Annotated in this window: 13 protein-coding genes and 2 pseudogenes; 5 read left to right on the forward strand and 10 right to left on the reverse strand. The window is 45.6% G+C overall.

The window, feature by feature from the left end:
• Window positions 1-22: 22 nt before the first annotated feature.
• The 9 genes from ACJHYW_RS18515 to ACJHYW_RS18555 form a co-directional block, all read right to left on the reverse strand.
• Entirely contained in the window at window positions 23-667 is a 645-nt protein-coding gene (locus tag ACJHYW_RS18515) for a hypothetical protein (RefSeq protein WP_001774605.1), read from the reverse strand.
• A gap of 18 nt (window positions 668-685) precedes the next feature.
• On the reverse strand, window positions 686-907 hold the full coding sequence (locus tag ACJHYW_RS18520; RefSeq protein ID WP_000692312.1) for a DUF987 domain-containing protein: 222 nt from the start codon (window positions 905-907) through the stop codon (window positions 686-688).
• Window positions 908-969: 62 nt separating this feature from the next.
• Window positions 970-1,446 carry a RadC family protein gene (locus tag ACJHYW_RS18525; RefSeq protein WP_001297237.1) on the reverse strand — a complete coding sequence of 159 codons (477 nt, stop codon included), beginning with the start codon at window positions 1,444-1,446 and terminating at the stop codon, window positions 970-972.
• Window positions 1,447-1,461: 15 nt separating this feature from the next.
• Window positions 1,462-1,941 (reverse strand): antirestriction protein, encoded by a 480-nt coding sequence (locus ACJHYW_RS18530; RefSeq protein WP_032152717.1) that lies wholly within the window; start codon window positions 1,939-1,941, stop codon window positions 1,462-1,464.
• A gap of 338 nt (window positions 1,942-2,279) precedes the next feature.
• The gene (locus ACJHYW_RS18535; protein ID WP_016238867.1) at window positions 2,280-3,098 is read right to left on the reverse strand and encodes a DUF932 domain-containing protein; all 819 of its coding nucleotides are present in this window, start codon (window positions 3,096-3,098) and stop codon (window positions 2,280-2,282) included.
• Between the two features lie 98 nt (window positions 3,099-3,196).
• Entirely contained in the window at window positions 3,197-3,430 is a 234-nt protein-coding gene (locus ACJHYW_RS18540; protein WP_001278287.1) for a DUF905 family protein, read from the reverse strand.
• Between the two features lie 5 nt (window positions 3,431-3,435).
• A complete protein-coding gene (locus ACJHYW_RS18545) occupies window positions 3,436-4,113 on the reverse strand; it encodes a hypothetical protein (RefSeq protein WP_001097305.1) in 678 nt (225 codons plus the stop codon).
• A 147-nt stretch (window positions 4,114-4,260) separates the two neighbouring features.
• Window positions 4,261-4,941 carry a helix-turn-helix transcriptional regulator gene (locus ACJHYW_RS18550; protein ID WP_032082725.1) on the reverse strand — a complete coding sequence of 227 codons (681 nt, stop codon included), beginning with the start codon at window positions 4,939-4,941 and terminating at the stop codon, window positions 4,261-4,263.
• 202 nt (window positions 4,942-5,143) lie between these two features.
• Window positions 5,144-6,028: a GTPase family protein gene (locus tag ACJHYW_RS18555; RefSeq protein WP_001116802.1), complete on the reverse strand. Its 885-nt coding sequence runs from the start codon at window positions 6,026-6,028 to the stop codon at window positions 5,144-5,146.
• A gap of 100 nt (window positions 6,029-6,128) precedes the next feature.
• Between ACJHYW_RS18555 and ACJHYW_RS18560 the strand changes: the two genes are divergently transcribed.
• Window positions 6,129-7,352, forward strand: a complete 1,224-nt coding sequence (locus ACJHYW_RS18560) for a hypothetical protein (protein ID WP_001774716.1) — start codon at window positions 6,129-6,131, stop codon at window positions 7,350-7,352.
• Between the two features lie 1,163 nt (window positions 7,353-8,515).
• Here the strand turns inward: ACJHYW_RS18560 and ACJHYW_RS18565 are convergent.
• Window positions 8,516-9,046, reverse strand: coding sequence for a hypothetical protein (locus ACJHYW_RS18565; protein WP_000778605.1), 531 nt, complete (start codon window positions 9,044-9,046; stop codon window positions 8,516-8,518).
• Between the two features lie 669 nt (window positions 9,047-9,715).
• On the opposite strand from ACJHYW_RS18565, the gene ACJHYW_RS18570 reads away from it, so the two are divergent.
• The 4 genes and pseudogenes from ACJHYW_RS18570 to ACJHYW_RS18585 form a co-directional block, all read left to right on the forward strand.
• Window positions 9,716-10,447 (forward strand): inovirus Gp2 family protein, encoded by a 732-nt coding sequence (locus tag ACJHYW_RS18570; RefSeq protein WP_001075491.1) that lies wholly within the window; start codon window positions 9,716-9,718, stop codon window positions 10,445-10,447.
• A gap of 326 nt (window positions 10,448-10,773) precedes the next feature.
• Window positions 10,774-12,378 (forward strand): YfjI family protein, encoded by a 1,605-nt coding sequence (locus tag ACJHYW_RS18575; protein WP_001083418.1) that lies wholly within the window; start codon window positions 10,774-10,776, stop codon window positions 12,376-12,378.
• Window positions 12,379-13,920: 1,542 nt separating this feature from the next.
• Window positions 13,921-14,488 (forward strand): annotated as a pseudogene (locus ACJHYW_RS18580) (inovirus-type Gp2 protein).
• Window positions 14,489-14,735: 247 nt separating this feature from the next.
• Window positions 14,736-15,077, forward strand: a pseudogene (locus ACJHYW_RS18585) (hypothetical protein); the annotation flags it as partial.
• Window positions 15,078-15,188 lie beyond the last annotated feature (111 nt).

The following is a 15,188-nucleotide window of genomic DNA, read 5'->3' on the forward strand; positions in this document are numbered from 1 at the left end:
ATGATAGTTTAACGATGACGGGTCAGCCGGCGCGCAGACCGGCTTCGGTGAAGGTGTATTCGTTGATGAGTAGGGCCTCATCCACAGCGGCGTCTGAGGTCAGCCAGTCGTACTCGTTTTCCAGTTGACGGTACAACCAGAAGGCCAGGCCGCGCAGGGCTTCGCTGACAGCGGCTTCCGCATCGGTTGTCATAGTCTGACCAGTCGGACTGTTCTGGGTGACGGTGATATCCATGCTGTACGGATGGCAGTAGCGTCCCCTGTGGTGGATTTCAGCCTGCAGTTGCCAGAAGTTACGCTTTTGCACCGCCTGCAGGGCATCCGCGATACGATGAAGTTCATGCTCCTGTGGGGCATACTTCCGGATTCTTCTGACTGTCGCTGGCTGCCAGTGCCAGCGTCCTTCAAAACAGGCTCCGTCCCCCTGGCTGCAGAATCCGCTGAACCAGATGCTCGGCTCCTCCATAAACCTGCCGTTGCTGAGCCGGAAAACGCGCTGGCGGAGGTCAATTCCGAAAATGCCACAGACCTCCCTGAAGTCTTCATACACGTTTTCATACCAGTTGCTGTCAGCATGATGCTGACGGTACCCGTCGCGGGCTTTTTCCTGTGCGGTGGAGGATAGCTCATTCAGTGTATACACGGTGGTGGTGATAATTCTGTTCATCAGAATTCCCTTCCTGGCTCAGTTCAGGGTGACGCTCATCAGCCGGACATACGGGCCAAAACTGTCCTTACGGCGTTCTGCAAACACGGCCAGTACACCGGGAATATCCTGCACTTCACGACCGGTATACGCTTCAGTGCTGCCGTGCCAGCGGTATTTGCCGGTGCAGAACGGAAAAAGACGGGATGCAGGATGCTGTTGGTGAATACGCATGGCTTCACCACGGGTGATGATTTTCATAGTGGGATACCTCTGAAGACAGAAGATAAAAGTGAAAACAGGTGTGATGTGGTTGTGACGGGTTAAAGCAGACCATGTTCGGCAAAGGAGAAAACCTGGCTGCCACCGACTATCAGATGGTCCGGCACCCGGATATCCACCAGGCCCAGTGCCTGTACCAGACGTTCCGTGATAAGGCGGTCTGCCTTGCTGGGTGTGACTTCACCGGACGGGTGATTGTGTGTCAGCACCACAGCAGCGGCATTGTGATACAGGGCGCGTTTAATCACTTCACGGGGATGGACTTCCGTGCGGTTGATGGTGCCGGTGAAGAGGGTTTCACCGGCAATCAGCTGATTCTGGTTGTTCAGATACAGCACCCGGAACTCTTCACGCTCCAGTCCCGCCATGTTCAGAATCAGCCATTCTCGTGCCGCACGGGTGGAGGTGAAGGCCACGCCGGGTTCATGAAGATGGCGGTCCAGGGTTTTCAGGGCCCGTTGAATGAGGCTGCGCTCGCCGGGCGTCATCTCTCCGGGCAGAAAGGAAAGCTGTTGCATTGTACTTCTCTCCATTCAGTCGATGATGCGCATAATGGCGCTGCATTCCGGATGCTGCAGGGCGTAATCCCGTAGACGGTAATAATGAACCGTCATGGCATAATTCTCTGTACGACAGGCGTGATGGCTGTACGTCATCAGACAGGCGGCAATACCAGCAGCTTCCGGGCCCATTTCAGCGCGGTTACCATTCATGGCATTGAACAGCACCCAGGTTTCTCCATCATCTTCATCCGGTTCGGGCGCCATAAATGCGCCGCCGTTATTCAGGGTGTACAGATTCCAGATACCACCGCAGTAGTCTTCACACAGACGGTCCATCCAGCCGAAGACACGGGGCTCCAGGGTCACCCACTGTGGAATGAGGCCAAAGTGCTGCGGCCAGAAGCTGATACGTTGTTCATCAGGGACGGGAGTAGCAACCAGTTGGGGCTGGTTATTCCCTGGTGCTGTGGCTGAAGAAAGAGCAGTTGTGTTCTGAGAAACGATTTTCATGAGTGAAATCCTTACAATGTGTATAAATGAGAGGAAATAAAGGCCGGGGGCTGACAACATCACGTTCATCACTGACCGTGAGACCCGGCAATATCAGGGATGAATGATATTCGGCTGAAATTCCGGGCAGCCGTACGCGTAACCGTTCCGGTCACAGACGGATGGCCAGATGCCATTGTCTGTACTCAGTCTGCACAGACTGAGTTCTCCGGGACGGTAAAGCAGACGGGTACACCTGGCGCACAGGTCATCATCAGAAATGGAACGACACCCCGGCAGCGCCTCCGGGGCGTCGGGTGATTCTGGTACCTGAATCACGCCTTCAGGGACAGGCTGCATCAGCGCAGGCTCTCCAGCATCGTTTCTGCCATCACCCACAATGCGCGATTGAGCTTAATGTCGGTATCAATGCTGTGAATGGCCCGGGTATGGATACGTTTTCCTTTTACACTGCGACCGGAAATCCCCCCTTTCAGCATATTCTCCTGAATGGTCTGATAAGCACTCCACAGGTCCTTACCGTAATCCTCCCGGCGTCGTGGCGTCAGAATGTCGGCGGTGGTGACGGGCTGATGTTCGTCACCATAACGGTAAGTCAGTGCCGCCTGTGCCAGCGCCTGGCGTGCTGGTGCCGGCAGAATCAGCGACTGCATGGCATCACGCTTTTCCTCAATCCGGTCAAAAACCCCCGCCACCTCGTAAGCCCCTTCAATGACTCTGTCCACCACATTTCCCCGGTGCGGAACACGCACTTCCCCCAGAGACTGACCACAGACGCATCCGTTCTGGCAGACGAACCTGAAGTAACCCGGCAGCATCTGGTAGCTGGAGGTACCGTCATGAGAGTTGAGCAGAATAATTTCAGGGACATGTTCTCCGTTTATCTCTCCGGCCCGCCGCAGACGCAGCATGTGTTTTGTGTATCCCCGGCGGCCCGGGTCGCGCACACGGGTCTGGCAGGCGAAGAATGGCTGAAAGCCTTCCCGCTGCAGGCTTTCCAGTACGGTGATGGTGGGGATGTACGTATAGTTCTGGCTTCGGGACGTGTGTTTATCTTCCCCGAAAATCCCCGGCACATAGTGCATCAGTTCTTCGTGTGTCAGCGGACGGTCACGGCGTATCTGGTTCGCATAACCAAAACGACTGGCTAGTCGCATAATTTGCTCCTTATCGGTGGTTAAGATTTACTGGTGTAATAAATGAAAAAGCCACGTCTCCCGGAGAAGACGCGGCCTGATGGATGAAATGAAGACGTTTATTGCCTGAGAATTCCCTCACTGGCGAGATACGAATTTAGCTGTTTTCCGGCATCAGGTTCAAAATTCCAGCACCGCCAGCGTAGCTGCCCTTCGGCATTGCGGATAACCAGCCGGAAATGCGTTCCCTGGTCATCTTCAATAAGCACATTGCGGTAAGCTGTTGTGACGGCAACCGCCTGTTCGCGTGAGAAAGGGCCTTCGGGCAATAAAACAGGGTGGCAGTCCGACATACCGGCTATTTTCCGATAAATTCAACGCTGGCGCCGGTGGCATTACCGTCAGCACCAACCGTGACGGTCACTTTGTCGTACGCACGGTCTTCAGGATTGAATACTTCAAACTCAACCTTATTGCCTTTTACTTCGTAAGAGCCAAAATCAGCGGTTTCTGTTGTTTCCTCGTCGTATTTCCGGGCGTATGCCTGTCGGGCAGCCTGCAGGACGGAATCTTTATTAATAGTGGTCGTCTGTTTCGGGGAAAAACCGGCAAGTGATGTGACAAATTTCGGACAGACCTTCAGCATATCACCGCGGGTGAATTCCATTCGTACACCAAATGCCTGTAAAACGGACACATCACGCTCTGCTATGGAGTGAACGGCTTTTTTGACCATTTCCGGCGCCTGTCCGATTTCCACCTCAACAGCCCTGAATCCCGTCTGCTGATTACACATTTGTGATGTGGGGATCAGGTTACCGTTAATACTGATACGGCTGCCCAGGAGCGTCTGTACACCATTCGGGCATCCCTGCATCAGGCCGGTAATACCAATCGTGCCATTTTTCAGCATTACCAGCGCCTGACCATCTTCCGTCATGGTCTGACACCAGCCGTTTTTGACAGCCCAGTTGCCGGCGGAGGCGGAGAATGATGCCACAGTGAACAGCAGGGGAAAAAGAGCTCTGGTATTCATGACTGACCTCTGAAATGAACGTACGGTGTTATTGATAATGATGGAAGGTATGCAGTGACTGTTCAGGGAATGACGTAGCCGTATATTTAGTTTTCTGTTCAACATATTGTCTCCATACCTGTCGGGACGGCTTTGGCAGGCCGGCGATCACAGGTTAAAGGTGTTGATAAGTTTATGGATGAAAGGGAAATGTGGCAGAGCGGAGATAAAACGCTCTTCAGCGACCAGACTGTGGATGTGGTCTCTCCGTTCAAACCGTTCTGATGTCAGGCTGACCGATTTGATGTCTGCCAGGGGAAAGACCCGCAGTTTTCCCTTCTGTAACGCGATCAGATACCAGCTTCCGCTGTAATAAATGAGCCGGCAGGGTTCCAGTGACGGATACCATCGCTCAGTCATCAGAGAGATGTGGATACACTGTCTTATTGCCAGGATGAGTTGCGAGAAACACTCGGGGAACGTTGCAGTGATATCCGGCGCCGGTAGCCAGATAAGGCAGGGAGAGGGCTCCTGGTTGTCGGTAAGACAGGTTATCAGTCGTCCGTTCCGGAGCGGAAGTATCCGTGCGATCCCGGTATTCTGTATAAAAGAAAGCATTTCAGGGATCGCACCCGGGCTGCTCTGTCGTCTGAGGCTGTACCTGCCATTTCTGTACTCTAAATCCAGGTGAACCAGACGCTGATGAAAATCGCGCTGTAAAGTACGTTCTGTAACGCCAAATTCATCTGACAGTGTTTTTAGTGACAGAGATTCTCCGGCCATCAGTCGGCTGATAATGAGTGATAAGCGAACCGCCAGGCGATCATGCCGGGAACGATTATCAGACATAGATGTGCACTCCGTAAGAAAACATCTTTTATTTCATGATGTTATTATGCATCATGATGTTGAAAGGATGTGTCGCATCCGGATAATCAGGAATAAAATGCAGCAGAAAAAATATTCTTTTAATTATCTGATTTTTAAGCATGATTTCATAAAAAGAAGAATGCTCGTTAATCCAGCGACACATCCTGTCGGCGTGAGTGTGTCAGAACAGACGCTCCCACAGTGTGATCAGCAGGTGGATAATGCGGTCCCGGGCTTTACGCAGAAGCTGTAACATCCAGGCCGGAAAACTGAACCGGGCAACGGCGTCGTCAAAACTTTTCCCGATGGCATCACCAAAAGTCTGTTGTGCGTGTTTCCGGGCCTGTTCAGAGCGGTTTTCCCCCCTGATATGTGAATAAACTGCGCTGGTTGCCTGTGGTGGCAGCGCGTGGATCATCAGTGACACCAGCGCTGGAAGGTTCCAGCCTGCAGGTGCGGCTACAGGGAGTACCGGAAATGATGAAGGGAACAGGGTGGCCACCCGGGCTGTTACTGTCGCCAGTGAGAGTTCCTGGTGACGGGACGGGCATTTTTCTGTGGCATTCCATTCTTCAGCAGGAAACATGCGATCGGCATGGCTGAGAACAAACAGAAAGCGCGAGGGATCTGCGCCCTCATTCAGTAAAAACTGATGCATGGCAATATCGGCAGCATACGCACGTTCATCACTCCGCAGGATCCAGATAATCAGATCCAGTTCCGGCAGTAACTGACGATAAAGCGCTCGGTATTCCTGATCATGCTGCGGTGTTTCACCAATGCCGGGCAGATCGACCAGCGTCATTCTGCGTTCACCGAGCTGCAGGGTAAGACGATGAGCCTGGCGGGTGCAGCCGTTCAGGGGATGCGTGGCGCAGATACGGGACTGAAAAATGGCATTACACAGGCTGCTCTTGCCGGTGCCGGATTTACCCATAATGCCAATCACGGGCTCGTAATGAATAACACCGTGGAGATGTTCAAGGATTTTCTGGCGTATTTCTTCAGGAAGAAACGTCAGATATGATTTCACTTGCGCGGAGAGGGAAGAATTGCTGAATGGCATACCGGTATCCTGTTGATTTCACTGAACCGGATCACACTAATCCGGTTTATCATTCAGGTAATATGGGTGTGAAAATTTTTCCATTGACGGGAAGAAGAGTATGGCTAAAAACAAAGGTATTTGTCGGAATAAAAAATGCAGTAATCCTGTTTCAGAATTTGATGAGGCAAATGCCTTAAGGTTATGCGATGATCATTATAAGCTATGGAAGCGAAATAAAGAGAATCGTCGGGTCAGGAATATTTGTCGTATAATCAGTAAATATGACAAAAGTCTGGGCCGGGAGATATTTTATGGAGTAAGAGATGCTGCAAAAAATAAAACGGGAAGGAGAATTATTGAGGACGCAAAAATATTACATCAATGCCGTGCCTCAAAGCAAGTAAGAAAAAGTTTTCACAAGGGTGTGCTTCGGTCACGGGAATGGCTTAATACACAGGAGTTACTGAGCAGAAAACATATATCTGTTACAGGTGAACTATTTAAATTTTACATAAAAGATATTATCAGATTATATTGCTATAAGTTTCTCTACAGCAGAGAATATCTTAATGAAAACGCATACAAAAAACGATATCAGAGTGATATTCACCCCAGAAAAGTTAATGTTCCGATACTGCAACTTGAAGTTGCATGGATAAATAATAATTGCCGTTCAAGTGATTCAAGCACTGATATTATTATCCTTCCGAGGATGATAAGAAGAATGGTTGTATTTAATTATACGAAGATAAATAAACAATTAGAGAAATTGTTAGGGGGGATAGCACGAAAACAAACCTCAGAAAGGAATAAAGGCGGTCTCTATACCAGAATAAAAAAAGAAAGTGACTTTCTTTCTATGGATAGATTTATGGTGGAAATAGAAAATATCATAAGGCCTGAAAGGTTTCCGACATCAATTTATCCAGTCTTTTCACATTCATTTATTGAACGAGAGCTTCCGCTACTGAATCTTGCTCGATCACAGTATAAAAGAGCAATAAGTAAAAAAGTGGCGAATTCAATTTTTTATACTTTGCAAAAAACTAACGTAGCATTATGGCTACATCTTGAAATGTTTGCTCTGGTGGCATTCATTAAACTGTATACAGGAAAAGGTTTTGAATTCATAAAAAACATGTGTGCATTTATCGATTATAATAATGGGATAATAAAATCCACACATGAAGAACTACTGGGTGAAATTAAGCATAACATTCAGGTTAATTTGAAGGTGAACCCTGATAATTTTCCTGAGCTAATAAATATATACAATTCATGTTTTAGTAAAAATATATTTTTATATGATATTAATGATGGTAATTTTAAATGGTGTTCATGATTCTAAAATAGCAAATTCATATTGCATATTAATTATCAACAAAAAACACATAATAAAATTTCAATAAGTTACCTGCTAATGGTGCTGATGATCCGCCAGTTTAGTATGGTTATATGATTTGATGGTTAATGCTTACAGATAATCACACTTTCTTATGAATAGTATAAATGAGCATGCCATAGTCGTTTGTTCAGAGATAAAATTTACTGAATGAGCTTATGTTGTGGTTATCTGTACTTACCGGATACGACGACTTATATCCCTCACATTATATGGCTTAACTTTTCTGGGGTAAAGCGATGGAGTTACAGACGCTGATTACGATGGTTTACTGTCTCGTTATCACGGGATTTCTGCTGTACTGAATACGTGAACAGGAAAATAACTCCAGAGTAAATCTGCTCTGTTTTTAGGACAGAAAACTCCATGCTGGCTGTAAAAGTGAAAAATTAACACCCAGTATGTATGGAAGTCTGAAGATGTTGAGAATGTCGGTATGATACTATATACACGTATTTTACTAAGTATTTTTACCAAGCATTTCAGTAAGTGTTATACACGTATTTTCTACTAAGTGTTTTACCAGACATACACGTATTTTCATAAACACTTCTACAAGTGTTTTCGTTAAGCATTGCTATACACATCCAGTTTAGTAAATCTTTACGTTAACTAAATCAGTTTAATGCTGCTGTAAAACCTTTCTGTTTAAGCAATCAATCTGCTATTCGATTTTACTGATGTTACGTTTAACCTTTCCTTAGATTTCGAGTTTCGACGTTAGCTTGAGAAAAGTATCTTTACGTAAAGCCCAGTGAATTAACTCAAATCCGATTGAGGTAACCTGATGCGATTTACTGTGAGTTTGCGATAACACTGTTAAATGGCTTATGGATGATTTTGTAACGGCGAGATTGATAAGGTGATTAACTGGCCCTGGTGTTTTTTCTCAGCGTAAGGTGATTATCTTCATCATAAGGCTCTTTTCAGAAAAAGTGTGATGATTGGTTGTGGTGTTTTGATTCAGATGAGGATCTGCCAATGATTATGATGTATTGTAAGAAATAACGCCTTCAGAATGTTGGAGCATGCACTTACACAAACTGTTTTTCTAAAATTAAGGGAACAGTTTAAAGAGTATAAACTGTTCATCTTCTTCAGGATTAAGCTACATTGTTGTTATGACTGACAGGATTGTTTTCTTCCCCTGACTCTGGGCTTAACAGTCCCTGGCGTTGTAGATATTCACTGACTGACATTCCAGAACTACGGATCCTGTCAGAGATTTTACGAAATTGATCCTTCCATTCTGCAGGTAATTTCTTAATTTGTCTGACTTTACAGGCTACACTGTACGGGGTTCGCCCTAGTTTCTCTGCCAGCCAGAAAAGGTGTTTACCAATTTCATCGTCCGGTACATCCTCCAGAACATCTCGCAATAAACTCTCGTCTGCCTCATTCCATGCCACACCAGCATTTGGGAAACGAGGATCGATCTCTCTTTCCTTCTTCTCCTTCTTACTTTGCTCTTTTCGGGATGATACAGATACGACAGAACGTTCTTTTACCGCTGTAATTGCCATAACTGCATTGAGCAGAGATCTGCGCTCCACATCGTTCAGCATTTTTCCTTCACAGATCAAATCATTCAGGATGTCAATGACTAGATTCAGACTTTCTTCTGTTAGCTTCATATTTCAGACCTTGAAGTATGTAGATAATCAGCACAATTACTAATGTGATAAATATCAGAAGATAATTTACAGGTAAACCGGAAAATACATCTGAAGAATAAAGGCCTCAGCTTAACGTTTCAGCCAGTTTGTGAGCTGATTGAGGTACGGCGATGACATTAACGGGAATTACTCCCCTATAGCTCTGAGCTTATTTTTCACCCTGGCAACATATGGTGGCTACTGCGCATGGTTTTGGAGTAGATATCTTACTACTCGTAGAATTGTGCTTACTGGTCAGGCCAGCGCACAGGCATTCCGTGCAATCAATAGAACACTGGTTTTTTAGTCTTCCGTTACCCATCAGGATGTTAGTGCAGATTCCGGTGTATTCGATCAGTTGTTCGGCGAATCAGCGATCGATCACGATGCGATTTCGTATGTTAGGGATGCTGGTATGATTACTCGCTGAAAAATAATGTGAAAAGGCAGTTTTTCTTTAGACATTTAGCTCATTCATGCTGTTGTTTTACGTTTTGCTGTCGTGTGCAGGATTATCTTTTCGTTACGGGACGATTCATTCCGTTTTAATCATGAGCTATTGGCGTTGCTCATTGGTGGGATGCCGTAAAGTTTTACCGCGGCGATTAATGATGTGAAGTCAATCCAAATCAACGGAGATCTCTCATCATGAATCAACCAATACACAATGATTACTGGTTATCCCGTTTTGAAAGTATTCTCAACAGTGCCCTGGTGCAACACCGTGCCGTCTCGTTAATCCGGGTGGATTTACGTTTCCCTGAGCATATGCCTGTCACCATCATGGATCCCGATCCGGATTCAGCGGTGATTTCTCGTTTTTTCGAATCCCTGAAAGCCAAAATTCAGGCTTACCAGCGGAAAAAACGACGTACCAACAAGCGTGTGCGTGCAACCACCCTGCATTATTTCTGGTGTCGGGAGTTTGGCAAGGAAAAAGGCAGGAAACATTATCACGTGATATTACTGCTCAACAAAGATACCTGGTGCTCGCCAGGGGATTTCACCGTTCCTTCTTCGCTGGCGACGCTGATCCAACTGGCATGGTGTAGCGCTCTGCATCTTGAGCCCTGGCAGGGTAATGGACTGGTTCATTTTTCCAGGCGGACGCCTTTCCGTAAACCGGCATCATCTGATGCTCGCCCTTCTTCCGATGATACGCCTTTGTCGGGTGGATGTTCTGAAACCAGGAAGGCTTCAGACAAAAAGCCGGGTGAAGCCGCTGTTCTCTGGATCAAGCGTGGTGATGTGGAAGCGATGCAGAAAGCCATGGAGAGAGCCCGTTATCTCGTGAAGTATGAGACGAAGCAGCATGACGGTTCTGGTCAACGTAATTATGGTTGCAGCCGTGGAGCGGGGCGTCTACTGGATGGCAGGTGAACCCTGTAAAAAGGCATCCGGTGCCAGAGTATATGTCACAGTAAGGGCGTGGTTGACGCCCTTAGCTCGTTTTCTGAAAAAGTCGTCCTGAAGTCATGCAATGTTTCCTGGTTTTCATGCATCCATCATTTGTCGCTGCGATGCCAGACTTCTGGATGCACACATGTTGTTTTACTTTTGTCAGCATCATAAATGCGCCGGGACTGGTGAATGGAGATAAGCCATTTTATTATCGACGTCAGCGAACATACTCACCATGCCGGTATGTTCCTGAACTGAACAATAAGTTTTGCGCTGATTACAGTATGTGAAGGAGGTCCGTTACAATGAATTCCGCTTATATGCAATCCTTGCAGACATCCCACCACTTCCCAGCTGATTTAACCTACAGATTATTTCCTAGTGAGCTTGCATATCTCATTGACGACTTATATGAAAGTACCCAACTTCCGCTGGAGCTCATTTTTAATACTGTACTGGCAACGCTCTCACTCTCCTGTCAGTCACTGGTTGACGTTGTTCATCCTCACACCAACATGCCGGAACCCTGCTCACTTTATCTGTTGGCAATCGCAGAGCCAGGCGCGGGAAAAACAACGATAAACAGACTGGTGATGAACCCCTGTTACGAATTTGCCGATCGACTCATTCAACAATACGAAGAGAGAAACAAAGATTATAAGACTGAACTACAGATCTGGAATACCCGGCAGAAAGCGCTTGCTGCCAATTTAAGAAAGGCTGTTAACCGGGGGTATCCGGGGGAACAGGAAGAAGAGGCGCTGCGTAATCACGAAAGAAATAAACCGACACGTCCGGTTCGACCGAATTTTATCTATGAAGATGTTTCGCTTAAAGCGCTTGTGGAAGGGCTCAATGAACATCCTGAGGCAGGGGTTATTTCTGACGAGGCGGTCACTTTTTTCAGAAGCTATCTGAAAAATTATCCGGGCCTGTTGAATAAAGCATGGAGTGGACAACCGTTTGATTTTGGACGGGCTGACGAGAAATACCATATCACGCCACGTCTGACATTTTCGTTAATGTCCCAGCCGGATGTCTTTACGAATTATATAAATAAAAATGACGTACTGGCGTGGGGAAGCGGATTTCTTTCCCGGTTTCTGTTCAGTCAGACCGGAAGTCCTTCCCGGGTACGGGATTATACGAGAGGCGAGTTCAGAACAAAACCAACCCTGGAGAAGTTTCATAAAAAGATTAACGGATTTCTGTTAAGCCATAACATTAATTCCCCCGGTATGAGCACCGAAAGGAAAACATTAAAACTTGCAAAGAAAGCGTTGGGGGAGTGGCAGGAAAACCAGATTAAGATTGAAAGAAAAGCGCTTGCAGGAGGGGAGTGGGAACACATCAGAGATATTGTTCTGAAAGCAGGTTCTAATATACTGAGGATAGCTGGAATATTCACCTGCTATTGCTATAAAGATGCTGAGGAAATTGAATCAATTGCGCTTTTTAAAGCTATGCATCTCATGGGCTGGTATCTGGAGGAGGCGAGCACAATATTTTATCCCATGTCTGCACGATGCCAGTTTGAACAGGATGCCTGTGAACTGTATGCATGGATTATGACCCGAATAAGGCAGAATAATTGGCGTGCTATCAGGAAAACAGACATTGAAAGATATGGTCCCAATCGTCTGAGAAGAGCAGAAAAACTTACACCTGTACTCAATCAGTTAATCGCTCAGAATTATTTCCGTATCATCAAGATGCGATCGCATCAGGCACTTTATGTTTCTGCTCTTGATAATAATGGTTACATCCTTCCTTTCGGCGCAATGTCTTACGAACCGTTTGATATTGTTCCACCCCAGTATAACCATAATGCGAAAACATATTCCGTTGTTATTCCACCGGCATTAATTCAGTCATTTACACCTGATTCCTCAGCTTACACCTTATTTTAAAACAATTTTGTGAGTAGAAAACGAAAATCATAATCCTTCGAATGAAGGTTAATGATAAGGTGTGTTGCATATCCTGCACCTGTGCAAATATTCACCAATCATTGGGTGTGAATGAAAATTTCTCTGAAAAAATCGCTATAGTAGCAACAGTAGCAGCACATACACTACATCTGTGATTTGGTTTTGTTTTCATAATGACCTGCTGTCAGAGCTGATTGAATGCTGGGATGTGCGCACTGGTGGAAGAGTGGTTTTCGTTTCAGATATAACGAAAGGTAATCGAAAGATTGTTTTAAACATGGATTAAAGCTAATCATTAACCATATTGTGTGAGTTTTTATATATAAGTTTGTTTGATTCTTGCCGTGATGAGTGCTGGGGTATATGACGATGTCGCTCTCTTTCTGAATAACAAATTATTATTCGTCTGTTACTGATAAGGGATGCGATTCATGTTTTAATAGAGGGTTGAAGAAAATTAATTTGATATTTTTTTTGTAAGGGAATGGAACTGTCCGGAATATGTTCAGAACGGCGGATTTCTCATTTCCATTCATTAAACATGGATAATTTTAATTTAGGTTTATTACTATTATTATACTCACTCCCTTTTTCATACAATCTCTATTGTTATTTACTTCCTGTCTTTACTCACTCTCTATCTTTACGATTATATTCACTCTATCGTTACACATTCCATTAGTATTACTCTTGTTATCGTATTCATTCCATCCCTCAATCATATTTACTGTAACTCATATGATGTTCAGGTAAGTTATTCTCTACCATTCTACTGATGATATCCATCTGTTCTCATTTTCAGTGAAACAGCAATTGATTTTAATCTTATCCATCATGAACTGTATTTGCTTAACAATGATTGTTTATCTGAAGTGTTTTAACTATTCTGGTTGGAAACAATTTCTCTGTCATCACAGATTAACTGAATGTTTACTCTTTGATAAGGTATCCATGATTCCGTCATGTTTAACAGCGCAGGATAAACAACAGAATTAACAGAGTGAATTTCTGATTATATTTGTTGCCGGTTGTATTGTTTAAGGTACTGGGTGAAAATTATTCATCCATGGTATGTTGTCTTATGCTATCGTGTGTCGTTAACGTTCATATCCTGGAGAACAGATTGAATGAGCGCATATAAGTTTATTGCATTGGCCTTGTACACGGTTTTTACAACCACTGAGAGCAAGTTTGTAGTTTATGATGTGATTGGTCGCAATATGTTTCTTAACCTTCTGGTCGTGGTGTTTTATCGCGTATTTTGCAGTATTTCGTGATGTTTTATTGAGTCTGTATTTTCTTTACTCCTCGTTTATCTCATCTCTTTAGCTAATACCATCAGATAATCCATTTCTTTCTGCATAATGCTGCGTATCGTTAATAACCCGTCGTATCCATTCTGCTACAGCATGCCTGATAAATACCATCTGTAAGTTATTACCGTTTTAGATCTGATTATGAGCGAAAGCATTAATTCGTTCACAGAGCTTAAAACATCATTAACTTTCAGGAGTCATCAACATGCCTAAATCTTACACACCAAACTGGTTTTTTACCGCTTTACTTGACAATCACATCAATCAAATGATGGCACGCTATTCCTGCCTGCGGGCCTTACGCATGGATTTCTTCTACAGAAAAAGATACGCCTGATTTCTTACAACCTGATCATCGCTGGCTTGAATTGCAGTTGCGTATGATGCTGGAGCAGGTGGAACAATTTGAAAATATCGTTGGCTTCTTCTGGGTGATTGAATGGACGGCTGATCATGGTTTTCATGCGCATGCGGTTTTCTGGATCGATCGTCAGAGGGTTAAAAAAATATATCCCTTTGCGGAGCGGATTACGGAATGCTGGCGGTCTATTACGCATAACAGCGGTTCGGCACACCGCTGCACATATCAGCCGCATTATACATACAACATCAACATTCCTGTGCGCCACAACGATCCTGAAAGCATCGATAATATTCGCGGTGCCCTGCATTATCTGGCGAAAGAAGAACAAAAAGACGGGCTGTGTGCCTACGGCTGCAATGAAGTGCCTGAACGTCCTGCTGCAGGGCGTCCTCGTAAGCCTCACTTCTGAAGCTTAAGGCCTGAGCCTTCGCTCCTGGAAACACTCCGTCGGTAAAAACTTACCGCCTTGATTAATGATGTGAACTGAAGTCAACGGAGATCATTCATCCTGAACCTGCATCCGGTGTTTTGTTCCTTGTCTTCCCGTTCTGCTTCGGTTCTTCACTTATTCCATCAATCTCATTCCGCAAGCCATAACACGTCAGCTCATTCACGGGCAGGACGCATTGTGGGCTGCGCATAACGGAACATATCTTATGAATGCTATTCCTTATTTCGACTATAGCCTGGCACCCTTCTGGCCATCTTATCAGAACAAAGTCATCGGCGTCCTTGAGCGTGCGCTGCGTGAGCAGTCCGGCTCACGGATACGGCGGATCCTGCTTCGTCTGCCGTGGGAACATGACAACGCCTTCAGCAGCAGAAAGATCTGGTTCGGTATGGACTTTATCGAAACCGTCAGTGCGCTGATGAATGCGAAACCCGGACGCGACCTTTGCTGGCTCCTGACCCGTCATCCGGAAAAGCCGGAATACCACGTGGTGCTGTGCGTCAGACAGGAGTATTTCGACGGCCCCGAACTGGATCGGTTGATACTGTGAACCGCCCCGGGAATCCTGGAGACTAAACTCCCTGAGAAAGAGGTAAACAGGATGACTAAAAATACTCGTTTTTCCCCCGAAGTCCGTCAGAGGGCGATTCGTATGGTT

This window comes from Escherichia sp. WS3063 (assembly GCF_046486595.1).
Lineage (GTDB): Bacteria > Pseudomonadota > Gammaproteobacteria > Enterobacterales > Enterobacteriaceae > Escherichia > Escherichia coli.